Genomic DNA, 23,641 nt, shown 5'->3' on the forward strand with positions numbered 1-23,641 from the left:
GAGTGAAAGCCTGCTCTCAGCCGTCATAGCAATGAGAGCAGGCAAATACGCACTAAACATCAGATTGTGTCTGCAACCTCTTCAGCGCGCATCGCTTCCAGGGACTGGGCCATGTCTTCCGCGAGCGCATGTACGGTCGCACTATCTACGTCACGCTGTGCAAAAGCCCGCAACCCCATTATCTCCGCCTGCAACCGCCGACCAAGTAGAACGGGATCAAGCCGACTATTCAGTTCCCCGGCCCTTTGGGCTGCAGAAAAGCGATCAATAAAGAGCACTTCCATACCCGCCAGCAACTCTTCAGCCTTATCCCGAGCGGCTTGTTCTCGTTCGCCGAGCTCCAGCAGGCTTTTAACCAGCATGCATGCACGGCTTGGCAACTCCTTATCACAAATCCCACCGAGCCCACGCAGATAGGCCGCCAACCCTGCCAAAGGTGATTCGTAAGCTTGAAACGTACGCTCCAGTTCTACCAGACCAAGGCGGGAATAGCGCTCCAGGGCCTCCTGGAAAAGCCCATCCTTACTGCCAAAGGTGGCATAGATACTACCCGGCCGCATATCGAGGGCCTTTTCCAGATCCTTCAGCGAGGTGGCATGAAAGCCCTTCTGCCAGAACAGCTGTAGGGCTCGTTCCAGAGAGTCTTGCCGATTGTGGATTGATGCACGCGCCATAAGCCATTTCCAGTGTTTTACAGGGCCGCAATACAACGCGGCGATAAACTTGAATGATTACTCAATTTTATCTTGAGCGATCACTCACGTCCAGCTACAGTCGAAAAGATAATCCATCATTCAGACAACCGCTTGTATCCGCCGTAACCGAAAGAGGATGTTCTATGCCACACACAAAATTTCCGCAGATTATCGTTTTCGATGTTAACGAAACGCTTCTTGATATAACGACCCTCGAACCATTGTTTGATCGCGTTTTCAGTGATAGACGGATCCTGAGAGAGTGGTTCGCCCAGTTGATCCTCTACTCGCAAACAATGACTCTATCCGGCATCTATATACCCTTTGGTGATCTCGGCGTGGGAACACTGCGGATGGTCGCCGATATTCATCAGGTGACCATCGAAGAGAGTGATATTGCGGAGCTGAAGGAACGGATGAGTACAATGCCGGCCCATCCAGACGTCATACCGGCCCTGACCCGATTGCGCGACGCCGGGCTCCGGTTGGTGACACTGACCAACTCCGCCAGCGGAGCTTCGCCTACTCCAATGGATAAGGCGGGGTTAAGTCATTTTTTCGAGCGAACCTTCAGTGTCGAGACAACAAGCAAATTCAAGCCATCGCCCGAAACCTATCACCTGGTAGCAAGGGAGCTGTCAGTCGAAACGTCGGATCTGTGCCTCGTAGCGTGTCACCTTTGGGATACGATAGGCGCTCAGGCCGCTGGCTGCCATGGTGCCTTTCTTACCCGGTACGGCAACGCCATGCTGCCGGCACCTGGTGTTCCGGTTCCGGATCTTGTTGCATCAGAACTGACCGTTCTCGCCGATCAGATTATCGGCCGTCAGTAAGCACCCTCACTGTAAATCAGCTCGTAGCTGTGACTATAGATCTCCACAATGTTTCCAAAGGGGTCTTCCATGTAAATCATGCGGTAGGGCTTCTCACCGGGATAGTAATAACGCGGCTTCTCCATGCGCTTCTTGCCACCGGCCGCAACGATGCGGTCGGCCAGTTCTTCAAGGTTCGGATCCTGTACGCAGAAATGGAAGATGCCGGTTTTCCAGTATTCGAAGTTATCCTCCGGATTCGTCTGGTTTTTGAACTGGAACATCTCAACGCCAATCCGGTCACCGGTAGACATATGGGCAATACGGAAGCTTCCCCAACCTTCGCCAAATACTTCGGTGCACATTTCACCAATGGCGCTGTCGTCCTCAACGATTTCGGTCGGCGCCATGATCAGATACCAGCCCATAACCTCGGTATAAAATTTGACGGCCTCTTCCAGATTGGGAACTGAAATACCGATGTGGGAAAAATTTCTGGGATAAACGTTATTCATGCCCTGCTCTCCTGTTTTAAGGTCCAGACAGGTTACAAACACATTGTGATTACGTAAAATTATCGTTTGTCATTCATATGAGTACAGTTTTTAATGACTAACACCTTATGGCTACGCAGTTTCTGCACGCTCGTTGAAGTAGGCCACTTCACCCGCACAGCCGAGCGCCTGCACATGACGCAATCGGGGGTTAGCCAGCACATACGAAAACTGGAAGATCAATTGAGCGTAGCGTTGCTAATTCGTGAGGGCAAAAAATTCTCACTCACAAATGCGGGCGAACGCCTTTACGCAGAAGGGCGCACTATCATCCAGGCCCTGTCGAGCCTGGAGCAGAGAATAGCCGAGGATCCCGCCTATGAGGGGCTGGTTCGGGTGATGTCTCCCGGAAGCGTAGGCCTCAAGCTTTACGCCCACCTTCTCGATCTGCAACGCCAGTATCCGAAGCTCGTCATTGACTATCGATTTGCTCCGAATACGGATGTTGAAAACGCTATCTCCAACTACGGGATCGATATCGGGTTTATGACCAGTATGTCAACTCTTGAGGAAGTCAGCTGTCAACCGGTTGCAAGGGAGTCACTGCTATTGGTTACGCCAGCGAATGTTGTTGAACCAAGCTGGAAGGCATTAACAGAACTTGGGTTTATCGATCACCCTGATGGGGCCCATCACGCTGGCATGCTGCTTGGTGCTAACTATCCGGAGTTTCAGCACTGCAACCTGTTCGAAAAGAAGGGTTTTTCGAACCAGATCGGTCTGATTCTGGAGCCGGTAAGTAAAGGGTTGGGTTTTACTGTACTACCGGCTCACGCTGTTGAAGCCTTCCCGAAGCCAGAGCTCGTCAAAATTCACCGACTTCCTGTTCCTGTTAGAGAGCCGCTTTACCTTGCGGTTCGGCGCGACAAGCCATTGCAAAACCGAATGGACACGGTGATTGCAGAGGCCAGAAAGTGGCTTTGATCCCTGAAGATTGCTCGGCTCTCATCTTTTATTTCAGCCAGTAAAAAAACCCCGACATCGCTGCCGGGGTCTTGTATTGGCGGAGAGAGAGGGATTCGAACCCTCGAAACGCTATTAACGTTTACACACTTTCCAGGCGTGCGCCTTCAGCCACTCGGCCACCTCTCCAATAACCTGTTTCAAATCAGCTATATCGTCGCTCATTTGAGGGCGCAAACTTTAATGGTTTTGGTGGCGCTTGGCAACTACCTTGCTATAAAACCCGGCAATTATTCCGGATTGCGCTAATAATAACCTGTATGGTATGCGCCGCTCGCGCTTCGAGCTCGACAGTATTTCTATTCTGTTCAGCCTGTTAACCAAGCCTGGAGGCTATCAATGCTCATGAAATCGGAACAATCAATCCTGTTGCTGATAGACGTTCAGGAAAAGCTGATGCCTGCCATTGCCCACGGGCAGGAGGTGGTCAACCAGTGTGTCATCCTCGCTACGATTGCGGGGCTTCTGGATATCCCTGTTCTGGCAACCGAGCAGCTGCCGGAAAAGCTGGGACCCAACGTGGGAGTGGTGAAGGAACTTTGCCATCAAACGCTGGCCAAATACCACTTTGACGCCTGCCCCGACGGTTTGGTTGAAAACCTTCCGGAAGGCCGGCAACACGTTATTATTGCGGGCTGCGAGACTCATGTGTGCATGATGCAAACGGCGCTCAGCCTTGTTGATGCTGGCTATAAGGTGTGGGTTGTTGCAGATGCGACGGGCTCCCGCAACGAATTCGACCGGGACGTTGCCCTCGACAGGCTCAGTGACAGCGGCGCACGTATCGTCACGACCGAAATGGTAGCTTTTGAATGGATGCGACACTGTAAGCACTCTGCCTTCCGTGATGTGCAGATGTTGATCAAGTAGCCGCAAAGCGGCTCATCCACTGGCAATTCTTCAGCGTAATGGATGTTTCAATTTATATTACTATTAAAGAGGTATGCAATGCTGAACATGGATTTTGACAAAAGGGTGGTAGTTCGCACCGGCGAACAGGACTGGGCGCCTAGCCCCGCTACCGGAGTCGTCCGGAAAACTCTGGCCAGAGAAGAAGCTGAGCGTGGCCACGCAAGCAGCGTTGTTCGCTACGAGCCTGGCGCCTCATTTAACCGGCATGAGCACCCTCTTGGGGAAGAAATACTGGTTCTGGAAGGCGTGTTTTCGGATGAAAACGGCGATTACCCTGCCGGCACCTACCTGCGCAACCCACCCGGAAGCGGGCACACACCTTTCAGCAAGCCTGGCTGCACGCTGTTGGTAAAGCTGCATCAGTTCAATGAGCGCGATCTGACGACTGTTCGCGTTGATACCAGAAACAGCAATTGGTTGCCTGGTATCGGTGGCCTTGAAGTCATGCCGCTTCACGAATTTGAACACGAACATGTGGCGCTTGTTAAATGGCCTGCCAATGAGAAGTTTCAGCCGCACAGGCATTTTGGGGGTGAAGAAATCTTTGTGCTTTCCGGGGAGTTCTGTGATGAACACGGTCGCTATCCTGAGGGTTCCTGGCTAAGAAGCCCTCATTTGAGTCAGCATCACCCCTTCGTGGAGCAAGAAACCGTTATCTGGGTGAAAACCGGCCACTTACCCTTTTGACAGCAAGCTATTTCGCCGAGCTGTGATCCACTACAACAAGCTCCTCGAGATCAAATCCAGCCTTCAAGGCTACTTCCCTGAACCGCGCAATTGCTTCCTCACTCACGTCAGGTGTCCGTGAGAGGAACCACAGATAGTCTCTGTCGTAGCCGGTAACGAATGCGTATCCGCGGTTGGTTACCTTGATACTGCCATCATCTTGCAGTTCGTATTCGGCGGTTACCCGGCTCAGCCCCTCCTCGAAGGAGTGGTCCAGCCGGGCAATTTCGTACCACTTGCCCAAGTACTTATCTGCATTTAGCCCGGTGACGGGCTGTATACCTTTGGGTACGCCTGTGCAGGCCACTATCAGAAAAAGAAGCGGTAGAAGAAATAGAAGCTTCAGACGCTCACATGCTTCACCAATCCGACGCTGCCAAAGGCTGGTTGATCGGAGCATCACTCTCAGGTTTGACGCCTCCAGCCTGACCTTCGGCAGGGACTGCAAACACGTGATACGCCTCGGGGCCAAATTGATCCAGCGCTGTGTCAAGGTACTCATAGGTTCTTGGCACTGGCTCCCCGGAAAGGGCTACCCGGAACTGCCGCTTCAGTTCAGGGCTTCCAACATTCAGCGGTTGTTCCACCCACAGGTAAACTGCTTTGTGTGGAACGATGTATTCGCAACGAACTACCCGGTATCCCTCGGTTAGCGATAATGTGGTCGGCTCTTTCCCCGGTTCAAGTCGGAATTTATGGATAGTTTTCATGGCTGCTTCTCCTTATGGGTTGCTGCCTTTTACCTCTCCATAATGCCGGCAATCAAAGCTCGATAAAACAATGTTTTTTAATTATTTTACATCGATTTTTTCGATGTATTTTTAGTGTTCCTGAAGTCTGTGCGCGCCTCACAAATAGCGCGGACGCCTTCGTGGCTCAGTCTGCTGCCGCGGGTAATGGCGAACAGCTCATCGGTCACATCATCAATTGCAAGGAGATGTTCCACTTCATACTGCCGGCAAACCTCACCCCGAATTACGGTAGGCGCGGCAAAAACACCAAAACCTTCACGCCCGAAAACCTTGATCAACGCACTGTCGTCCACCCGTGCTACGAGATTCATACGCACTCCGTTCAGCGAAAACCAGTTCATCAGACGTTCAAAGTAAGGCACATCAGTAGCATTTGCGAGAAACGGCTCTCCATTAAGTGATGCGGGTAGCCCAGGCTTTAACCGTTGAGCCAGGGCCGGCGCTGCAAAGAGGCTGATACTGGAGCTGCCGATCGGATGAACCGTCAGGTTTGCTTCTTTCTGGATACCCGGCATACGGTCCGTAAGCACAACATCGAGTTCTTTTCGCTTGAGGCTTAGAATCAACCCCTGAGTCCGGCCTGTCTGACACTCAAGCTGAATCGGCCGATCAATCGCCATAGCGGGCTGCAAAAGGTAGTAAACGATCAGTTTATGGATGGAAGCGGAGATGCCGGCTGAGAGGGCCAGCGGGCGATCTGCTGGACCTGAGCGCAAGGTTTCAGTTAATGCCCCGGTCAGCGCAAAAATGTCATCGGCGTACCCGAGTATGAACCGCCCCAGATCAGTCAGGATGAGCTTGCGATTTTCCCGCAGAAACAGACGACCACCAATGGAAGCCTCAAACGTCGCCAATTGGCCGCTGAGGGTTTGAGGCGCCAGCTCAAGAACATCGCTGGCTTTGGCAATAGAGCCTTCACGGCTTATTACCCAGAAATAGTAAAGATGGCGAAGATTAAGCTGCTCCATAGGCGCCCACAGTCATGACGATTCACCAACTTCGGCCTCTCTCCGGGTTAACCAAAGCATCATAAACACAGCATGAATAACAAGAAATGGCACCGCAATCATTACCAGAGAAGACCAGCCAAGCCAGGAGAGAATAACACCTGCCGACAAAGCGGCCGTAGCCTGCGAGCCAAACACGAAAACGTCATTCAGGCCCTGAACCCGGAATCGCTCGGCAGCTGTGTAGCCACGGGGCAACAAGGTGGTGCCGCCCACAAACAGGAAGTTCCAGCCAACACCGAGTAGTAGCAGAGCCGATAGGTAATGGTGAAAACTGACACCACTGGCCGCCAGCACAACACACCCCGAATACGCCAGCAGCCCGGCTGCCATCATCAGCGGAATGCCTACAACCCGCGTTAGCCAGCCGCTGATCAGCGAAGGCAGATACATGGCCATAATATGCAACTGAATAACCCGCTTGGCGTCATCCAGATCATGCCCGGCCATTTCAGTCATGCTCAGTGGCGTTGCGGTCATGATAAAGCTCATTACCGCATAGCCAATGGCAGCAGAACTTACAGCCGCCCAAACCAGAGGGTTAGCGAGAATTTCCCGCAGCGGCCTGCCACCGCCCGCGTGTGTTTCTTTTACCCGCTCGCCTTTTGCCTGGTATCCCACAACGAGTATCACCAAGGCTGCAAACTGAACACCGGCCAGAACCAGCCAACTGGTGAGGAACGGGTGGTCTGCCCCGGCTCCGTTGCCGAATGCAGCAATTTCGGGCCCAAGCCATGCGGCAACCAGTCCGCCTAGCAGAACCCGTGCAGCAGCTGAGCCCGCCATGTTATCCGGCACCGATTCCATGGCCGCGAAGCGATACTGATGAACCACCGCCAGCCCCGTCCCACCTACGACGGCGGCCAGGCAAAGCAACGGAAACTGGCCGAGCCAGGAAGCCAGCGCACCGAGAATACCAGCAAGCATGCCCATTGACGCGCCAAGCAGCATCACCCGCTTGCGCCCTAACCTCTCCATCAGCCAGGTAGCAGGTTTTATGGCAAGAACGGTACCCACAACTACGAGCCCAACAGGCAGCGTGGCGTACTCCGGGGCCGAGGCCAGAAGACGCCCCTGAATACTCCCGATAAATACAATAAAAGGCGCAGTACACATGGCCAGTGCCTGTGCAGCCACCAGAACCCATACGTTAAAGGGCATTGCTTATTTCTTCCTGTAGATGATTCCCGGCTGGCATTGCACCATTTCGTAGAGCTCAGGCATGCCGTTAAGAGATTCCGAGGCGCCCAGTATCAGGTAGCCACCAGGGTTCAGAGTGGCATGAATACGGGTCAGAATGTCTTTCTTCAGGGCTGCGGAGAAGTAGATCAGCACGTTGCGACACATCACTATGTCAAACTTGCCCAGCATGTAGCGTTCGAGCAGGTTCAGCTCCTTGAACTCAACCATGCTTTTGATGTGCGGCCGAATCTGCCAGCCCCCATTGGCAGAAGGTGTGAAAAACTGTTTCTGCCGCTCCGGCGAAAGCCCTCGACCAATGGCGATCATCTCGTATTCACCGCGCCGTGCTACTTCGAGCACGCTTTTCGATATGTCCGTCGCGGTAATTTTCACATCTCGCAGCTTTCCAGGCTTCTGGCGCCTGAACTCATCAACAATCATGCCCGCAGAATAAGGCTCCTGTCCGGTAGAACACGCAGCAGACCAGACTCGCAAGGGAGCGACAGAGGAACGTGCAGCAAATTCCGGAAGCAGTTTGTCCTGCAGGATACGGAACGGGTGGTTATCCCGGAACCAGAGCGTTTCATTGGTGGTCATAGCGTCTATAACCACTTCCTTGAGGTTGGCACGACCCGGCCTTTTAAGGCGTTCAAGCAATTCTCCAAGGGAGTTCAGGCCATTCTCCTCCAGAATCCGCCGTAACCGACTTTTCACAAGGTACTGTTTGTTATCGCCCAACAAAATACCACACGCATCCTGCAGGAACGTTTTGAAGGCTTCATATTCCTGTGGCGTAATTTCCGCTTTCATTGGTTCTCAGTTCTGAATGAATTTCCGGACAAATAAAGAGTCAGCCCTGATCCATGATTTCCATGATTCGTTCAGCGAGCTCATCCGGGCTGAATTTTGCCATGAAATCATCAGCTCCCACCTTCTGAACCATAGCCTTGTTGAATACACCGCTCAATGACGTATGGAGCATAACAAACAGATCGCTGAGTGCAGGATCACTTTTAACCCGTGTAACCAAGGTATAGCCATCCATTTCGGGCATTTCCACATCGGAAATTATCATCGAAAGGTGGTCCTTTGCTTTTGAACCGTCCTCCGTGATCTCTTTCAGATACTGGAGGGCTTGTTTACCATCGTTCCGGACTACGACGCTCATGCCAATCGCGATAAGGCAGCGCTCGATCTGGCGGCGTGCTACCGCGGAATCATCGACCACCAAAACCGGCAGGTGCCCCGGAGCCCGTTCAGCGCTCTTGCTGAGGACTGCCTCGGTAACATCCTCCCGGAGAGGAGAAACCTCTGAGAGAACCTTTTCTACATCGATTATTTCTGCCAGCTTGTCATCAATTTTCGTAACCGCTGTAAGGTAAATATCCTTACCCGTGCCCTTGGGAGGAGGGAGAATGTCTTCCCAATTCATGTTCATGATCCGATCTACTGCCGTTACCAGAAAGCCTTGGGTTTTGCGGTTGTACTCGGTGATGATCACGAAGCAGCTCGACAGGTCTTCCTGAGGAATTCCCGGCAAGCCAATAGCCATACCCAGGTCAATGACCGGAATGGTCTCGCCACGGATGTGCGCCACACCGCGAACAACTGCGCGACTGTTAGGTATGGAAGACAGCTTCGGACACTGAAGTACTTCCTTAACTTTGAACACGTTGATGCCGTATATCTGGCGCCCACGCAAGCGAAAAAGAAGAAGCTCAAGGCGATTCTGCCCGACCAGCTGCGTCCGCTGGTTAACACTGTCCAATACGCCTGCCATAACAGTCTCCTCTGGCCGATCGTATGCACCGGCATGCATTTTGCTGATCTTTGGAATTGAGTCACCTGGGCGACAGAATAACGTCACCCACATGCGGATAAGCCAGTTTAACGGCCGGAATACCGCAATCCTTAGGCATTTATAGTAAATTTTGCCGTGTTACTGACAGCATAGGACAAACCAGGCCATATGCGCACCAAGCTTTTAGTCTCGCTTTTATTCATGTCGGCTTTGGCCAGCTCTGTGCTGGCGGAGACGACAGCAAATGAAATTCGTACCGCGACCACATCATTTCTTGATGCGTTTGCCCGCACCCAGGCCAAAGAGGGATATCAGGTTACGTTTGAGACCGGCCGTATTGATAGCCGAATATCTCTTGCACCTTGCTCGGCCCCTCTTGCGGTAGAATTTTCCGGTGATCCCTGGAAGAGTGAGCATCCCTCTGTACAAGTGGCTTGCAGCGGTGAACGGCCGTGGCGTATGTTCGTAACAGCCACGGTTTCTATCAGCGGCCCCGCACTTGTCGCGGCCCGCCCTTTCGGGCGTGGCGAGCGAATAACCAAAGGCATGCTTGAGGCCCGCTCTGTCGTGGTGAATGCCAGCCGGCGAGGAATAGTGACCGATGCCGCCCTTATAGAAGGTATGGTTGTGCGCAGACCGGTTAATGCTGGTTCGGTCCTGACGCCCGACCTCCTTGAAGCACCAGACGCTGTCGCGCGGGGCGACCATGTTATTATCAGCGCTCGCAGCGGATCTTTTTCGGTTCGTTCCCGGGGCAAAGCTCTCGCTAACGCGTCCGTTGGTGAGCAGGTTCTGGTAGAAAACCTTGCCTCGTCACGCACCGTCAAAGCCAACGTTATTGCCCCCGGGCACGTTGAGGTGCCGATGTAATGCGCTCCGGGCCAGCTGCCTGGCAGATCTTTTCCGCCGGCAAAAAACTGCCACCGGTCGATCACTGCCACAAGGCCCGTTAAAACTGTGACAGAATGTTAACAAAAAGTGTACTTTTGCCCCTAAAGTAATCCGGCACTGTGCCGTTACATGGGTATAAACCCGAGTCAGCCCACGTCTGTGCGGCTTAACTGTAAAGCAGGTAATGATATGTCAGTTGACTTAAATGGAATTGGCCAAGGCCAGGTCAACACCCAGAGAACAACGGCCGACAAGCCCGCAAACAGCCAAAATGCCGGGCAAACTGCCCGCGAGCAGACCAAGGCACAGAGTGCCCGCGGCGAAAACGTGAACCTGAGCAGCCAGGCCAGGAATCTCAAGCAGCTTGAACAAAAGCTGGGAGATTATCCTGAAATGGATGACGAGCGGATCGAAGAAATTCGTACAGCGCTCGCAAATGGCACTTATAAAGTTGATGCAGAAAAGCTGGCCCAGAAGATGCTTGATATGGATAAAAGCATATTCGGGTGAGTAAATCATGGCTGCAATTGACGATCTGAAAAACCTTCTGTCCCAGGATATCCGCCAACTCGAAACCTTGGTGGAAATCTTGCGACAGGAGAAATCCTGCCTTTCCGGTTCCGACTCCAAAGCACTTGAAACACTGACTCAGCAAAAGAACGCCGTTCTTGAAGAAATCCGTGAGCGCGCGAAGCAGAAGATACGCCTGCTGGTTGCGATGGGATTTCGACCAGACAGCGGCGAACCTTCCCGCTTCATCCGCAGTGCCGGCCTCAGTGATCTCTACACCCTCTGGCATGAAGCGGACACCAAGCTTCGGGAATGCCACCTTCTTAATGAAAACAACGGGCGAATTATCAACCATCTGCAGAAGCGTCTGACCCGACTTACCGATATTTTTCGGGGCGCCTCCAACCAACAGAAGCTCTACGGCGCCAAGGGCCAGCAAACAACCGTATCAAGCCGCACGGTTCTCGCCAGCGCCTGATCAGCGAATACAGGGCGGGCTCCCGAACAGCGAATCAAATCTGTTAAGATCGGAACACAATTGAGTTCGTGTGATTATTGCAGGAACTCCACCTGCCGCTAACCGACTGAGAGCCCCGGTAATGATGAATCTGGCAAAACCCTTGCACAATGTAATCCACGTCGTAGTTTTGATTCTCGGTTTGTGGTTTTTAACGCTTCAGGCCCACGCCCAGACCGACGCAAATGACACCAAATCCAAATTGCCTGAGGTGCGAATCCTTACCAGCGAGGGTGCCATTGAACTGCAGCTACGCCCTGATGTAGCTCCTGAGACGGTTGAGAACTTTTTGCAGTATGCCCGCGATGGTTTTTTTGACGGCACGATCTTTCACCGGGTTATCCCGGGCTTCATGATCCAGGGCGGTGGGTTTACCAGCGATATGGCACGCAAGGAAACCCGCGCGCCTGTCAAGAATGAGGCGTCTTCAACCCTTCCCAATCTGCGTGGCACAGTGGCCATGGCGCGGACCAATGCCCCGGATTCTGCCACATCCCAGTTTTTCATTAACGTAACAAAAAACGATTTTCTGAACGCCGGCGTTCGGGGCGCAGGTTACGCGGTCTTTGCAAAAGTAACCGCAGGTATGGGTGTGGTTGACCGTATTGCTGGCGTAAAGACTGCCCGCGTCCGGGGCATGGCTGATGTACCGGTAAATCCGGTGGTGATCGAAAGCATTACCCTGCTGGAATAGGGGTGCGTGCTCCCTTCTCTACCAACCCGCCTGCTATTGAACCGGCCGAGCTGGTCTGGCACGACGGCGTACCCAAGTCCAGGCTGTTCGGAGACGCCTGTTTCAGCCGCCAGTATGGGCTGAATGAATCCCGTCACGTGTTTATTGCACAGAACGATCTGAAAGCGCGTTTCGCCGCAGTTCCCGAGGCCGGATCTTTCGTGGTCGCGGCAAGCGGGTTCGGCACAGGCCTGAACTTCCTTGCCACGTGGCAGGCGTGGGAGTCTTGCGGCCCCTCCCATGCAGCGACGCTCCATTTCATCGCCATTGAACGTTTTCCGCTGACTCTTGCGGATCTTGAAAAAGCGCTTTCGTGCTGGCCGGAGCTTGGCGACGTGTCGGGTGAACTGATTGCCAGTTACCCCTCATTGGTTCGCGGCGCCCATCGCCTTGTTCTGGCCGGCGGCCGGGTTCGCCTTACTCTGTTTTTTGGCCACGCAAACGATGCCTTGGACACGCTTCGCTTTCAGGCCGACGCATGGTTTCTGGATGATTTTACACCGGCGATTAATCCGGAAATGTGGCAGGGAAAAACCATCGCCAGAATCCGCCAGCACTGCAAACCCGGCACCACGCTGGCTGCGCTCACCTCAGAGGACACAATACTGCGCACGCTGGAGGGCGTGGGTTTTCGTATGCAGGAGTGTGAAGGCTTCGGGCCTGATCAAACGATGCAGCGCGGAGTTTTCCGATCGGATATTGCACCTCTCACCCCAACTGACACTGCTGGGAAACCAGTCAGATCCGTTGCCATCATTGGCGCAGGTATCGCGGGGTGCCTGCTCGCAAACAACCTCGCGCGCAGAGGTTGCGCTGTTACACTGATCGATTCCGCGGAGGAGGCTGGCTCGGCTGCATCCGGCAATCTTCAGGGCGCCATGTATGTAAAACTTGGCGTGGAATTCAACCATCAGACAGAGCTTGCCCTCTCTGCCTTGATGTTCAGCCAGCGCTACTACGACTCATACCGCGATACGCTTTGGCATCCCACCGGCCTGCTGCAACTGGCCTGGAGTGACAGTGAACAGGATCGTCAACGCCGTTTCATTGAGCGCAACCATTACCCTGAAGACCTTTTGCGCCCGGTCACCAGGCAGGAAGCCGAAAATCTCACCGGAGCTCGCCTTGAAAGCGGCGGATTATGGTTTCCCGGCAGCGGTTGGCTCGAGCCCGGCAAGTTATGTAAGTCACTTGCCTTGCATCCAGGGGTTCATAAAGCGCTGGGGCGCTCAGTAAAGGAGATGGCGATCTCAGATGGCCAATGGCATCTTTCCATAGCAGGCTCGGATAACCCTGACATTCAGGCCGATTGCGTTGTGATCTGTGCGGGACACCAGAGCCCACAAGTCATTCCCGGCTCGGGCAAGTTTCGCTTCAAGGCAATTCGTGGGCAGGTAACTCACATGCCTGAGACCCTTTCAGAAAGCCCCACGGCGGTTATCTGCGGAGCCCGTTACCTGAATCCAGCCTACGGCACTCAGGGCCAGCGGCTCGCGGTTGTGGGCGCGACGTTTGATCTTCGCAACGACAACCCCCATTCCACGGCGGAGAGCCACCGGGAGAATATCCGGGAGCTTTCGGCCATGGTGCCACAAATGCTATCAACGAAGCTGGCAACCAGTGACGTGTCGGAGCAGCTTGCGGGCCGCGTTGGATTTCGCTGCACAACCCACGACTATCAGCCTGCAGCAGGGCCATTATTTGATGCAGAGGGACGGGTGGAGGAAGGCCTCTATCTTTTGACTGGCTTGGGCAGTAAAGGCCTCACCTATGCTCCTTTGCTCGCGGAGTTTGTTGCAGACCAGATAACGGGGCAACCGTCCGCTCTGCCAGTGACTTTGGCCAGAAGGCTGGCGACCGGGCGCATGCACCAGCCGAAGGTGGCATCTTCGTAACGAATTACCGCTAATGATCCGTACTCCGGCGCCGATATACTGGTTGAGAGGTGTGTACTTCAGAGGGTAAGAGAAGTGTCCATTTTTGTCAGTGAGCCAGGCCGTCCCATCGGGACAAGGTTGCCGGAGATCTTTCGGGGGCGACGCGTGGGTGAGGTCGCTGAGCTGACAGCAGGCCAACCGATCAACCCCAAGCGAGGTGAAGCAACGGATGCCGAGTTTCAGCTAGCGGCTCAATCGGGCCGGCATCGTGCTCTGGAAGAGTACGGCGCGACCGCCGCAGGCGAACGCAAAGACCAACGGTCTTATCTGCCGGTTTCCTATATCTGCTCCCCGACACTTTACTCGATACCCGCCTCCGCAACTGTGGCCGAGGCAATCACCATGATGGACGAACAGGGCGCCAATCACCTTGTGGTTACAGCCGACGCAAACGTTGCCGGGCTCGTAGCGCAACAATGGCTACTGGCATGGCTTCATGATCATCAAACCAATGCCATGAGTCAGAGCCTGACTCATATCGAGCTACCAGCCTTTCTGACAGCCTCTCCTGAAACCGATGCCCACCAGCTTGCCAGGCTGATGCTGGCACACCAGCTCAATGCCGCTCTGGTTGTAGACACTCAGGGCGAACCTGTAGGTGTCGTGACCAGCACCGACTATCTGCGCCTGTACGCCAGTGCCAGCGGGCAACAAGGCAGTGTTTAGAGATCGGCAACTAAGGGTTAAGCAACAAACCCTCCGGGCTGATCAGTAGTATTAACTGATCTCCCGGCGCTGACACCTCGAGCAATTGAAGCAAGCCACCCTTCTGATTGAATATCAGCACCTGTACCCTGTCGTTATCCATGCTGTCGTATCCGACGACAAACATTCTGCCGGCATGTCCCACAGTGACATCCGTTGCGACAAAGCTGTGTTCACCGGGCGTTTCCAGCTCGGGCAATTCGCAACGTTCCCCGCAAACTGTGACGCCAGCGCTTACAACAGGTCATGCTCCTTCAACATATCCAGCAAAGCCTGCTCGTCCATCACCTGCACGCCGAGCTGTTCAGCCTTTGCAAGCTTGGATCCGGCGGCTTCACCTGCCACTACACAGGTTGTTTTCTTCGAAACACTGCCTGCAACTTTCGCTCCCAGCGCTTCCAGCTTTTCCCGGGCTTCATCACGGGTCAGTTCCGTCAAGGTGCCTGTCAACACCCAGGTCTGACCCTCAAGCGGCTTTGCGCCCGCCGTAATCTCCTCTTCCTGCCATCTGACGCCAGCTTCACGCAGGGCGTCGAGTGTTTCCCGGTTATGGACTTGTTCAAAGAAGCTGCGAATATGACCGGCGACAATCGGCCCGACATCCGGTACCGCCATCAGCGCTTCCTCATCCGCCTCTGCCACCGCCTCAAGGGTGCCGAAATGCGACGCCAATGATTTCGCCGTGGCTTCACCCACTTCCCGGATACCCAGCGCGTAAAGAAAGCGCCAGAGCACTGGTTCGCGGGAGCGATCAATGGCTGCTACCAGATTACTGGCGGATTTTTCACCCATGCGCTCCAGTCGGGTAAGATCCGCAGCGGTCAGGAGGTAGAGATCAGCAACGGTTTTCACCATGTCCTGATCAACCAGGATATCAATCCACTTGTCCCCCAGTCCTTCAATATCCAGCGCCTTTCTGGACGCGTAATGCCGAATCGCCTCTTTTCTCTGGGCAGGGCAAAACAGCCCGCCGGAGCAACGCGCGATGGCTTCGCCTTCAATCTGGATAACATCCGAATCGCAGACCGGGCATTGTTTGGGGAGCTCTACGGATTCAGCGTTTTCAGGACGCTTTTCCAGAACCACCTTCACAACTTTTGGAATAACGTCACCGGCCCTGCGGATAAATACCGTATCGCCAATGTGAACGTCCAGGCGGCGGATTTCATCCATGTTATGAAGCGTGGCGTTGCTTACCGTCACACCGCCCACAAAAACCGGCTTCAGCCGTGCAACCGGTGTAACCGCTCCGGTGCGACCCACCTGAAACTCCACATCCTCAATAACCGTCAGTTCTTCCTGTGCGGGAAATTTGTGGGCAATGGCCCAGCGTGGCGCCCGGGAAACGAATCCCAGGGCTTCCTGATAGTCCAGCCGGTTGACCTTGAATACGATGCCATCGATCTCATAGGGCAGCGTATCGCGCTTCTGCATCAGCTCTGCATAGGCCGCGAGACACTCGCCCGCACCCAGGGCTTTACGCATTTCCGGATTAATACGAAAGCCCCAGCGCTGAACTTGCTGAAGACTCTCCCACTGCGTATCCGGCAACAAGCTTTCATCAGTGACCGCAACGCTGTAGGCGCACATTTCCAGAGGGCGCCGTGCCGTGACGGTGGATTTTTTCTGACGCAGGCTTCCAGCAGCTGCGTTCCGTGGGTTTACGAAGGTTTTCTCACCCTGATCTGTCAGCCGGCGGTTCAGCGCTTCGAAGCCGGCCCGAGGCATATAAACCTCGCCCCGGACTTCCACCAGATCCGGAACGTCGTCGCCTCTCAACCGCAGCGGAACAGACGGAATAGTACGAATGTTTGCCGTGATGTCCTCCCCGGCATAGCCGTCGCCCCGGGTTGCCGCCCGCGTAAGCGAGCCTTGCTCGTAATGCAGGCTGACAGCAAGTCCATCCAGCTTCGGCTCGCAAACGTACTCAACGTCTTCATCACTGCTGAGCCGCTCCCTCACCCGGCGATCGAAATCACGGAGTTCGTCTTCGCTGAATGCGTTGTCCAGCGATAGCATGGGCAACCGGTGGATCACTTCCTCAAAACTGGTTTCTGCACTGCTGCCTACACGCCGGGTCGGTGAATCGTCCGATGCCAGCTCGGGATACTCAGCCTCAAGCTTCTGCAGCTCCCGGAACAGGCGATCATACTCCGCATCCGGAATGCCCGGATCGTCGAGCACGTAATACCGGTAATTGTGCTCTTCAAGGGTAGATCGCAGCTCCTCTACCCGCTTGATCGTGTCCGGTGACGGCTTACTCATACATTCGTGCTCTTGGCTGTCAAAAAAATGCCCGGACTACTCCGGGCATTGTTGTTTCAGTTCTGATCCCAGCCGGCTCAGTGGCGAGGCGAGCGCTGCTTGCGTTCGAATTCGCGAATACGTTGCCGACAGTGCTCGATCGTCTGGGCCGTCATCACGCTACGGCGCTCATCCTTTAATTCGCCGCCCAGGTTACGAACAACACACTGAGCGGTTTCAAGCATGAAATCAAAAGCCTGCAATGCGTTCGTTGGTCCTGGCATGCTCATGAAAAAGCTGATGCCCGGTGTCGTCATGGCAGCTGCGTCATTGGGCGTGAAGGTGCCAGGCTCAACGGCGTTCGCGACGCTGAATTGCACGGGGCTGATGGTGTCCTCTGCTTCATGGCGATGGTAAATTTTCATATCGCCATGAAGCAGACCGCAAGCTTCAAACAGCTTTTGCAGTGCGCTTCCACTGAAGTCCTCTCCCTGGCGGGCGAGCACGTTGATCACAATAACCTCACGGGCTTCCGGGCGGTTGGCTCCAGCCAGAGGTTGCTCCGGGCGAGTGCCTGCAGGGTCACGGCGCGCCGTATCCTGCTCTACGTCAGTCGTGCTTGCAGAAGGCTCATTTCTGACACCCCCTGGTGAAGGTTGCTCTGGCGACGACAACTCTTCATCGTCGACCCCCCACCCCGTATCACCGGTCAGATTTTCGGGCTCCACAGAGGAAAAACCAGACTCTCCCACGCTGCCGCCGGCCGTTCCCTGCTCCCAACCCACAACATCACCCTCAGGTGAATCGTCGGGCAAACCGGCATCTTCCCGCCGAGCTTCACGAACGGGCCGTGTCGGCTTTTGTTTCGGAGCACGAGAGCGTGACGGTTTTTCACGCCTTACGTAGCCACGCTCTTCCAGCGTATCTTTCGAAATCGTCCTCGCCCCACCGTTCGGGAGCTCAGGATTATGATGCTCATCCAGCGGAGAGTCTTTCAGGTCATCGGCGCCCATACTGGAAGAAATCGCAATAGACTCCTTACGGGCGCGGCGCATGCGCCTTAAACCGTCAATAACAATGCCGATGATGACCAGGGTGCCGATGGCAATTAACCATTCCCTAAGTGACATAGTGCTGCTGTCCTGTTTGCAGATCAGATCCGGAGGCGAATAAAGGGCTCCGGCTGCTACTCTAAAAAAAGCCCGTAGTGAATACAACGCAAAGCCGCATCACATGGCCTTATTGTCATGCTTGGCGGTTTTCTATCCGGTTTCAGGCCTCCGCCAGAGCGGCCGCCTCTTCCACATCCACAGAAACCAGGCGTGAACACCCAGGCTCGTGCATGGTTACGCCCATAAGCTGATCTGCCATTTCCATAGCGATCTTATTATGGGTTATGTAGATAAATTGTAGCTGTTTTGACATTTCCTTGACCAGATTCGCGTAGCGACCAACGTTGGCGTCATCAAGAGGTGCATCAACTTCGTCCAGCATACAGAAAGGCGCCGGGTTAAGCTGAAAAATGGAGAACACCAGCGCAATGGCCGTTAGCGCCTTTTCACCGCCGGAGAGCAGATGGATAGTGCTGTTCTTTTTGCCCGGTGGCCGCGCCATGATCGTCACGCCCGTTTCGAGAAGATCCTCGCCCGTCAGTTCCAGATAGGCGTTGCCGCCACCAAATACTTTCGGGAACAGTGCCTGCAGGCCTCCGTTTATCTGATCAAAGGTTTCCTTGAAGCGCTGCCGGGTTTCGCGATCAATTTTGCGGATTGCCGTATCAAGAATCTCCAGCGCTTCCATCAGATCCTCGTGCTGGCTATCGAGATAGGTTTTACGTTCGCTCTGGACCTGATACTCATCAATCGCCGCGAGGTTAATGGCACCAAGACGCTGGACACGGCTCCCGATTCTTTCAAGCTCCGCTGCCCATTCGTCCGGGTTCGCATTTTCTGGCAACTGCGAGAGTACGTCCTGCAACCTCACATCCAGCTCTTCAAGCTGCTCGATATGGTTACCCGAGCGGATCTCAAGCGCCTGGGATTCCATTTTCAGCTTTTCCAGCTTTGAGCGGACGTCCTGAATCCGGTGATCCGTGCCACTTCTGCCCTGCTCTTTTTCCCGCACCTCGCGATCAATTTCTTCCAGCGCATCACGGGCTGCATGCAGCTTTTCTTCTTCCGCTAGCCGGCGATCCAACAACCCTTCAAGCTGCATCTGCAGATCTTCCATGGGCTCTTCCGCGCTCTCCCGGGATTCCCTGAGCATTTCCAGGCGCTCTTCCAGCCGTTCCTTCTGCAACTGCATGCGGTCTATAGTCTGCCTCAGCCCGTCGCGCTGGCTGCTGAGTGACTGCAGCTGCAGTTGCAATTGATGAGCGTGATCGCGGTCGTGGCGCGCTTCCTGGCGCAGGCCATCGAGCGTCTCTCTGAGCATGTCGCGCTGCTCGAGCAGACGTTCCTTTTCATCGTCGCCGTCTTCGGTCAGCGCCAGTGCCTGGTGCCATTCTTCACGAGCGATGCCAAGGTTTTCCTGCTGTTCGTCCAGGTTCAGAGCTACGTCTGCAACCTCCTCCTGAATGCGTGCAAGTCGTGCATCAATCTGCTCGGCGCGGGCGCGAAGCCCGCTTATTCTGGAGACGACCTGGCCAAGCTCACGATCGGTTTCGCTCAGCCGGGCCTGGGCGTCATCCCTTGCGGCCTCTGCCCTTTCGGTCCGTTCCTGTAAGGCCTCATAACGAGTTCTTACCTCTTCGAGAGACTGTTCCGCCTGGGCCAGTTGCTGCGTCAGCTCATCCACTTTTTTCTGTCGTTCGATAACGCCGATCTGACCGGCGTCGGAATCTGGCATCAGAACCCAGTCGCGGGCAGCCCAGACTCCCTCTCGGGTGATAATGCTGTGGCCTTCTGCAAGCTCAGTCCTCTGTGACAAGGCATCGGAGAGGGTTTCCGCCGTTCCGATTCCCGCCAGGATGGCGTTAACCGAAGCCATCCCGGCAACCTTGGCGGCCAACCCCTGAGCCGGCGCCGAAGCGCTGCCAACAGAGCCAGACCGGATAACGGCCAAACCCTTTGGCGCGCCATGCAAAGCCTGAGACATCGGATCAATTTCAGGCAATACCAGCCCCTGGCTGAAGCGCCCGATAACCTGTTCCAGCGCGAACTCCCAGCCATCGTCTATGCGAAGCTTGCCGGCAACTCGAGGTAAATCACCCAGGCCATGCTCCGCCAGCCACGCCTGCAACCCGTCATCCTGCCCACCCATCTGTTCGTCGAGCAAAGACTGCTGGGACTCCAGAGCGGCCTGCAGGCTTTGAACCCGCTGGCGAGCGTCGGTCAGGCTTAGTTCAGTATCACGCTGGTTACGGCGAGCTTCCTGAAGTTCATCGTGCACGGCCTCGATGCGCTCAGCGGCGCCCTCACGCTGCAGCTCCAGTGCCTCTTGCTGCTCCTGAAAGGCCTCAAGCTCGGCTCGGTCAATCTGGCCGTCCAGCTGCGTTTGTTCGTCGTGAAGCTTGCGCTGGCGGACCAGCAATTGATCTATAGCCTCTTCCAGGGAGCGAATGCGGGATTGAGCAAGCTCCGCTTCGCGGCGGGCATCTGCGGAGCGTGAACTGAACTCCTCCCAGCGCTGCTGCCACTCGCTCATGGCGTCTTCCGCCTGCTGAAGCTTCTCCCCGGATTCTTCCGAACGGATGGCCAGCGCCTCCTGCTCAGGCTCAATCATCTTGAGCTCTTCATGGATTCCGGCCAGCTTTTCTTCATCCTGGCTCAGCTCGCGGGCAAGCTCGCGCTGGTTAGCCATGGCCTGATCCAGCTCTGCAGCAGTTTGCCGGCTACGTTCACGCTGATGCTCAAGGCTTTGTTCGATGCGGGCAATATCGGCACCCGCCTCATAATAGCGAGCCTGGGCACGGTTAAAGTGTTCTGTGCGTTCGTGGTGGCCATCCCGGAGAGACTCGAGGGATGTTTCCAGGCTAATGCGCTGTGTAAGCTGTTTTTCAAGCTCCAGCTCGGTGTCACGGATTTTTTCGCGCCAACTTTGCAAGTCGTTGTCCAGTGCCTGCCACCGCAAAACGGTCAGCTCAGCTTTTTTCTGGCGCTCGTCATGTTTATAGGCTTTGTATTTCTCAGCAGCCGCAGCCTGCCGCTCAAGGTGCTGTAACTGGCGCCCAAGTTCTTCGCGGAGATCGGTCAGGCGCTCGAGATTTTCCTGGGTGCGGCGCATCCGGTTTTCGGTTTCCCGACGCCGCTCTTTGTATTTCGATATTCCGGCCGCTTCTTCAATATAGGTTCGCAGCTCCTCCGGCTTGGCCTCAATCAGCCTTGAAATCATGCCCTGTTCGATAATGGCGTAACTTCGGGGCCCGAGGCCCGTGCCCAGAAAAAGATCGGTAATATCCCGGCGGCGGCACTTTGCACCGTTGAGAAAGTACTCTGACTGGCCCTCTCGGGAAACCCGGCGGCGCACTGAAATTTCGTTGAAGCGGAAAAATTCTCCGGGGGCGGAGCCGTCACTGTTATCAAAGACAAGCTCGATGGACGCCTGACCCACGGGCTTGCGGGCGCTGGAGCCGTTAAAAATAACGTCGGTCATGGATTCGCCGCGCAAATACTTGGCAGAGCTCTCTCCCATTACCCAACGAACAGCGTCGATAATGTTGGATTTGCCGCAGCCATTTGGGCCAACCACCGCCGTCAGATTCGTAGGGAACGGAACCGTAGTGGGGTCGACAAATGACTTGAAGCCGGCAAGCTTGATGGACTTCAGGCGCATGTCACGCGCTCTCCTCCTCCCTGAGCGTACTCAGTACCTGTTGACGCTGATGTTCGCCAAAGTCCGTTATTGCGGACTGCATACGGTCAGCGTCGCCACTCACCGCAGCTTCTCCGAGACGGTTGAAAAAGACAGCTGTCTGCCCGATGCCTTCACGGAAATTCTCCAGTGCAACAAAATAAGTGCGACTGATCGCGGGCCGGAAGTTCTCCAGAGTCTCCTCCAGGAACGGGTTGTCCACAAGTCCGTAAGCGTAACGCATGACTCCAAAGCCAGCATCGATCACTTTTTCTGCCGCATCTGGCCCCGTTGAGTTTACAGCCTGGATAACCGCCTCAACTTCACGAACCCGGCCCATAACACCGCCCAGTTCATCGCCCGACCAACGCTCGATTACTTTGCGTCCGAGCATGCACAGCAAGTCGATGTAGATATCGTAAAGACTGTCAACGCTGGCCACGGTCAGGCTGGAAACCACCGCGCCTCTGCGTGGAAAAATCTCAATAAGATGCCTGCGCTCCAGAATCAGCAAGGCTTCGCGCACCGAACCGCGGCTGACGTTGAGGTCACCTGAAACCTTGAGCTCCTGGATGCGACTCCCGGGCGTCAGATCCCGCGTAACAATCCTGTGCTCCAGATGCTGGGCGATCTGTTCGGAGAGACTTTCTGGGGCCTGAAACGTCATACGGAATGTTGCTCATTTCTGGAAACAGCGGGGATTCAGTTGATGATTGAACAGCCAGAGTTTAACACAGGGATTCGTCATCCCCACCCCCTGACCAGCATTTTGCGCCCGCGACCGCATCCTCCGGAAGGAGCTTGCCGCTTTCTTGACGCTTGGGGCCGAGCTTGCTCACCGGCACATCAAAGCACCTTAGAAGTTCAACACATATATTTGTTTTATATACGTAATTTATTGACAGGCACAAACCATGCTAATACCCGCGCAAGCAATCGATCAATTCTGTCAGCAGAGTGAACCTCAGTGAAAAACATACCGTCGAAACAGAGATCCACCTCTCAGCCGAAAGATCTGGCGGCACTACGACAAGCTTATCAGGGCTGGTCGAACACTCCCGATCCTTTCAGCAGGCTTACACGGCGGCTTTCCACGACTCTCTCGCTGGAAACCCAGCTTGGCATTCTGGCGGAAGAACTGGGCGAAATCATTCCCTTCGACGCGCTGAATTACCGCCATCAGATAGCTCATCGTGATTTTGTGTATGCAACCGGTATCGGTGGGCCGCACCGCTGTGAGTATCGGCTTAATCTCGAAGGCGTGTGTTACGGCACTCTGACACTGAACCGTCGTCGCAAATTTTCAGACGACGAACTGCAGGGCATTGAAATGATCATCAGCGCGGCCATCTGTCCGCTACGCAATGCCTGCCAGTTTATTGCCATTGAACAGGCGGCGCTGACTGATTCGCTTACGTCAATTCCCAACAAACGGGCTCTGGACGAGCATCTTCAGCGCGCAAGCATGCTTGCACAACGTCATGCTGAGGAGTACACCCTGATTCTGTGCGACCTGGATCGTTTCAAAACGGTAAACGATCAGCACGGGCATGTTGTGGGTGATCACTTGCTGAGATTGACTGCTGAGGCATTGGAGGCTGCAATCCGAAATTCAGACAGCGTTTACCGGTTTGGTGGAGAAGAGTTCGCTATTTTGCTGCCCCATACGTGCGAGGAGGAAGCCTGGGATGTAGCAGACCGGGTACGCAGTGCCGTGGCAAACCTTCGGGTGGACTGCGGAGGCACTGAGCTTTCGGTAACAATAAGCTGCGGTGTAGCCCGCTATATGCCGGAGGAAGCCGCGGACCAGTGGATAGCCCGCACTGGCGAAGCACTTTACCGGGCCAAAGATCAGGGCCGAAACTGCACCCGGGTGTTCGCGACCATTCGCTGAACAGCCCGGTTCAGG

Annotated in this window: 24 protein-coding genes and 1 tRNA gene; 11 read left to right on the plus strand and 14 right to left on the minus strand. The window is 54.9% G+C overall.

Translation table 11 applies throughout. The annotated features are described in order from the left end of the window. Positions 1-59 precede the first annotated feature (59 nt). Complete coding sequence (locus tag ACN0V1_RS07680; RefSeq protein WP_291949144.1) at positions 60-674, minus strand: TetR/AcrR family transcriptional regulator; 615 nt, start codon at positions 672-674, stop codon at positions 60-62. A gap of 164 nt (positions 675-838) precedes the next feature. On the opposite strand from ACN0V1_RS07680, the gene ACN0V1_RS07685 reads away from it, so the two are divergent. Beyond that, positions 839-1,528: a haloacid dehalogenase type II gene (locus ACN0V1_RS07685; protein WP_339780221.1), complete on the plus strand. Its 690-nt coding sequence runs from the start codon at positions 839-841 to the stop codon at positions 1,526-1,528. Here ACN0V1_RS07685 and ACN0V1_RS07690 read toward each other — a convergent pair. Then, positions 1,522-2,022 (minus strand): lactoylglutathione lyase family protein, encoded by a 501-nt coding sequence (locus tag ACN0V1_RS07690; RefSeq protein ID WP_339780223.1) that lies wholly within the window; start codon positions 2,020-2,022, stop codon positions 1,522-1,524. The genes ACN0V1_RS07685 and ACN0V1_RS07690 overlap by 7 nt on opposite strands. Before the next feature lie 93 nt (positions 2,023-2,115). Between ACN0V1_RS07690 and ACN0V1_RS07695 the strand changes: the two genes are divergently transcribed. After that, positions 2,116-2,985 (plus strand): LysR family transcriptional regulator, encoded by an 870-nt coding sequence (locus tag ACN0V1_RS07695; RefSeq protein ID WP_417544439.1) that lies wholly within the window; start codon positions 2,116-2,118, stop codon positions 2,983-2,985. A gap of 77 nt (positions 2,986-3,062) precedes the next feature. Here ACN0V1_RS07695 and ACN0V1_RS07700 read toward each other — a convergent pair. Next, a tRNA-Ser gene (locus ACN0V1_RS07700) sits at positions 3,063-3,153 on the minus strand. Positions 3,154-3,363: 210 nt separating this feature from the next. Between ACN0V1_RS07700 and ACN0V1_RS07705 the strand changes: the two genes are divergently transcribed. Together ACN0V1_RS07705 and ACN0V1_RS07710 are read left to right on the plus strand one after the other, a co-directional pair. After that, positions 3,364-3,894 (plus strand): isochorismatase family protein, encoded by a 531-nt coding sequence (locus ACN0V1_RS07705; protein WP_417544440.1) that lies wholly within the window; start codon positions 3,364-3,366, stop codon positions 3,892-3,894. Positions 3,895-3,972: 78 nt separating this feature from the next. Next, positions 3,973-4,623: a cupin domain-containing protein gene (locus ACN0V1_RS07710; protein ID WP_417544441.1), complete on the plus strand. Its 651-nt coding sequence runs from the start codon at positions 3,973-3,975 to the stop codon at positions 4,621-4,623. Between the two features lie 7 nt (positions 4,624-4,630). Here the strand turns inward: ACN0V1_RS07710 and ACN0V1_RS07715 are convergent, their stop codons facing one another. The 6 genes from ACN0V1_RS07715 to ACN0V1_RS07740 form a co-directional block, all read right to left on the minus strand. Then, entirely contained in the window at positions 4,631-5,062 is a 432-nt protein-coding gene (locus tag ACN0V1_RS07715) for a lipocalin family protein (RefSeq protein ID WP_417544442.1), read from the minus strand. Then, positions 5,022-5,372, minus strand: coding sequence for a hypothetical protein (locus ACN0V1_RS07720; RefSeq protein WP_417544443.1), 351 nt, complete (start codon positions 5,370-5,372; stop codon positions 5,022-5,024). The genes ACN0V1_RS07715 and ACN0V1_RS07720 overlap by 41 nt, the downstream gene beginning before the upstream one ends. A gap of 86 nt (positions 5,373-5,458) precedes the next feature. Then, entirely contained in the window at positions 5,459-6,382 is a 924-nt protein-coding gene (locus tag ACN0V1_RS07725; protein ID WP_417544444.1) for a LysR family transcriptional regulator, read from the minus strand. Positions 6,383-6,394: 12 nt separating this feature from the next. Beyond that, a complete protein-coding gene (locus ACN0V1_RS07730; RefSeq protein WP_417544445.1) occupies positions 6,395-7,582 on the minus strand; it encodes an MFS transporter in 1,188 nt (395 codons plus the stop codon). A 3-nt stretch (positions 7,583-7,585) separates the two neighbouring features. Continuing rightward, positions 7,586-8,413 (minus strand): CheR family methyltransferase, encoded by an 828-nt coding sequence (locus ACN0V1_RS07735; RefSeq protein ID WP_417544446.1) that lies wholly within the window; start codon positions 8,411-8,413, stop codon positions 7,586-7,588. Positions 8,414-8,453: 40 nt separating this feature from the next. Next, on the minus strand, positions 8,454-9,383 hold the full coding sequence (locus ACN0V1_RS07740; RefSeq protein WP_417544447.1) for a chemotaxis protein CheV: 930 nt from the start codon (positions 9,381-9,383) through the stop codon (positions 8,454-8,456). 189 nt (positions 9,384-9,572) lie between these two features. Here ACN0V1_RS07740 and flgA point away from each other — a divergent pair, with 189 nt between their 5' ends. The 6 genes from flgA to ACN0V1_RS07770 all read left to right on the plus strand — a co-directional run bounded on the left by flgA (position 9,573) and on the right by ACN0V1_RS07770 (position 14,658). Beyond that, positions 9,573-10,274: a flagellar basal body P-ring formation chaperone FlgA gene (flgA, locus tag ACN0V1_RS07745; protein WP_417544448.1), complete on the plus strand. Its 702-nt coding sequence runs from the start codon at positions 9,573-9,575 to the stop codon at positions 10,272-10,274. Between the two features lie 210 nt (positions 10,275-10,484). Further along, the gene (flgM, locus tag ACN0V1_RS07750) at positions 10,485-10,805 is read left to right on the plus strand and encodes a flagellar biosynthesis anti-sigma factor FlgM (RefSeq protein ID WP_417544449.1); all 321 of its coding nucleotides are present in this window, start codon (positions 10,485-10,487) and stop codon (positions 10,803-10,805) included. 7 nt (positions 10,806-10,812) lie between these two features. After that, positions 10,813-11,283, plus strand: a complete 471-nt coding sequence (locus ACN0V1_RS07755; protein WP_417544450.1) for a flagella synthesis protein FlgN — start codon at positions 10,813-10,815, stop codon at positions 11,281-11,283. A 121-nt stretch (positions 11,284-11,404) separates the two neighbouring features. Next, entirely contained in the window at positions 11,405-12,016 is a 612-nt protein-coding gene (locus ACN0V1_RS07760; RefSeq protein ID WP_417544451.1) for a peptidylprolyl isomerase, read from the plus strand. A 2-nt stretch (positions 12,017-12,018) separates the two neighbouring features. Continuing rightward, positions 12,019-13,950, plus strand: a complete 1,932-nt coding sequence (mnmC, locus tag ACN0V1_RS07765; RefSeq protein ID WP_417544452.1) for a bifunctional tRNA (5-methylaminomethyl-2-thiouridine)(34)-methyltransferase MnmD/FAD-dependent 5-carboxymethylaminomethyl-2-thiouridine(34) oxidoreductase MnmC — start codon at positions 12,019-12,021, stop codon at positions 13,948-13,950. 75 nt (positions 13,951-14,025) lie between these two features. Continuing rightward, a complete protein-coding gene (locus ACN0V1_RS07770) occupies positions 14,026-14,658 on the plus strand; it encodes a CBS domain-containing protein (protein ID WP_417544453.1) in 633 nt (210 codons plus the stop codon). Between the two features lie 10 nt (positions 14,659-14,668). Here the strand turns inward: ACN0V1_RS07770 and ACN0V1_RS07775 are convergent, their stop codons facing one another. The 5 genes from ACN0V1_RS07775 to ACN0V1_RS07795 form a co-directional block, all read right to left on the minus strand. After that, positions 14,669-14,896 carry a hypothetical protein gene (locus ACN0V1_RS07775; RefSeq protein ID WP_417544454.1) on the minus strand — a complete coding sequence of 76 codons (228 nt, stop codon included), beginning with the start codon at positions 14,894-14,896 and terminating at the stop codon, positions 14,669-14,671. 35 nt (positions 14,897-14,931) lie between these two features. Then, complete coding sequence (gene ligA, locus ACN0V1_RS07780; RefSeq protein WP_417544455.1) at positions 14,932-16,962, minus strand: NAD-dependent DNA ligase LigA; 2,031 nt, start codon at positions 16,960-16,962, stop codon at positions 14,932-14,934. A 77-nt stretch (positions 16,963-17,039) separates the two neighbouring features. Next, the gene (zipA, locus tag ACN0V1_RS07785) at positions 17,040-18,071 is read right to left on the minus strand and encodes a cell division protein ZipA (protein ID WP_417544456.1); all 1,032 of its coding nucleotides are present in this window, start codon (positions 18,069-18,071) and stop codon (positions 17,040-17,042) included. A 142-nt stretch (positions 18,072-18,213) separates the two neighbouring features. Further along, complete coding sequence (gene smc, locus ACN0V1_RS07790; protein ID WP_417544457.1) at positions 18,214-21,714, minus strand: chromosome segregation protein SMC; 3,501 nt, start codon at positions 21,712-21,714, stop codon at positions 18,214-18,216. Position 21,715: 1 nt separating this feature from the next. Next, positions 21,716-22,399: a GntR family transcriptional regulator gene (locus tag ACN0V1_RS07795; protein ID WP_417544458.1), complete on the minus strand. Its 684-nt coding sequence runs from the start codon at positions 22,397-22,399 to the stop codon at positions 21,716-21,718. 300 nt (positions 22,400-22,699) lie between these two features. On the opposite strand from ACN0V1_RS07795, the gene ACN0V1_RS07800 reads away from it, so the two are divergent. Then, positions 22,700-23,626 (plus strand): GGDEF domain-containing protein, encoded by a 927-nt coding sequence (locus ACN0V1_RS07800; RefSeq protein WP_417544459.1) that lies wholly within the window; start codon positions 22,700-22,702, stop codon positions 23,624-23,626. Positions 23,627-23,641 lie beyond the last annotated feature (15 nt).

The organism is Marinobacter sp., from assembly GCF_048266785.1.
GTDB lineage: Bacteria > Pseudomonadota > Gammaproteobacteria > Pseudomonadales > Oleiphilaceae > Marinobacter.

Coding starts and splice junctions, on each gene's coding strand:
- ACN0V1_RS07680 (WP_291949144.1), bottom strand. CDS start 674: ATGGCGCGTGCATCAATCCACAATCGGCAAGACTCTCTGGAACGAGCC.
- ACN0V1_RS07685 (WP_339780221.1), top strand. CDS start 839: ATGCCACACACAAAATTTCCGCAGATTATCGTTTTCGATGTTAACGAA.
- ACN0V1_RS07690 (WP_339780223.1), bottom strand. CDS start 2,022: ATGAATAACGTTTATCCCAGAAATTTTTCCCACATCGGTATTTCAGTT.
- ACN0V1_RS07695 (WP_417544439.1), top strand. CDS start 2,116: ATGACTAACACCTTATGGCTACGCAGTTTCTGCACGCTCGTTGAAGTA.
- ACN0V1_RS07705 (WP_417544440.1), top strand. CDS start 3,364: ATGCTCATGAAATCGGAACAATCAATCCTGTTGCTGATAGACGTTCAG.
- ACN0V1_RS07710 (WP_417544441.1), top strand. CDS start 3,973: ATGCTGAACATGGATTTTGACAAAAGGGTGGTAGTTCGCACCGGCGAA.
- ACN0V1_RS07715 (WP_417544442.1), bottom strand. CDS start 5,062: ATGCTCCGATCAACCAGCCTTTGGCAGCGTCGGATTGGTGAAGCATGT.
- ACN0V1_RS07720 (WP_417544443.1), bottom strand. CDS start 5,372: ATGAAAACTATCCATAAATTCCGACTTGAACCGGGGAAAGAGCCGACC.
- ACN0V1_RS07725 (WP_417544444.1), bottom strand. CDS start 6,382: ATGGAGCAGCTTAATCTTCGCCATCTTTACTATTTCTGGGTAATAAGC.
- ACN0V1_RS07730 (WP_417544445.1), bottom strand. CDS start 7,582: ATGCCCTTTAACGTATGGGTTCTGGTGGCTGCACAGGCACTGGCCATG.
- ACN0V1_RS07735 (WP_417544446.1), bottom strand. CDS start 8,413: ATGAAAGCGGAAATTACGCCACAGGAATATGAAGCCTTCAAAACGTTC.
- ACN0V1_RS07740 (WP_417544447.1), bottom strand. CDS start 9,383: ATGGCAGGCGTATTGGACAGTGTTAACCAGCGGACGCAGCTGGTCGGG.
- flgA (WP_417544448.1), top strand. CDS start 9,573: ATGCGCACCAAGCTTTTAGTCTCGCTTTTATTCATGTCGGCTTTGGCC.
- flgM (WP_417544449.1), top strand. CDS start 10,485: ATGTCAGTTGACTTAAATGGAATTGGCCAAGGCCAGGTCAACACCCAG.
- ACN0V1_RS07755 (WP_417544450.1), top strand. CDS start 10,813: ATGGCTGCAATTGACGATCTGAAAAACCTTCTGTCCCAGGATATCCGC.
- ACN0V1_RS07760 (WP_417544451.1), top strand. CDS start 11,405: ATGATGAATCTGGCAAAACCCTTGCACAATGTAATCCACGTCGTAGTT.
- ligA (WP_417544455.1), bottom strand. CDS start 16,962: ATGAGTAAGCCGTCACCGGACACGATCAAGCGGGTAGAGGAGCTGCGA.
- zipA (WP_417544456.1), bottom strand. CDS start 18,071: ATGTCACTTAGGGAATGGTTAATTGCCATCGGCACCCTGGTCATCATC.
- smc (WP_417544457.1), bottom strand. CDS start 21,714: ATGCGCCTGAAGTCCATCAAGCTTGCCGGCTTCAAGTCATTTGTCGAC.
- ACN0V1_RS07795 (WP_417544458.1), bottom strand. CDS start 22,399: ATGACGTTTCAGGCCCCAGAAAGTCTCTCCGAACAGATCGCCCAGCAT.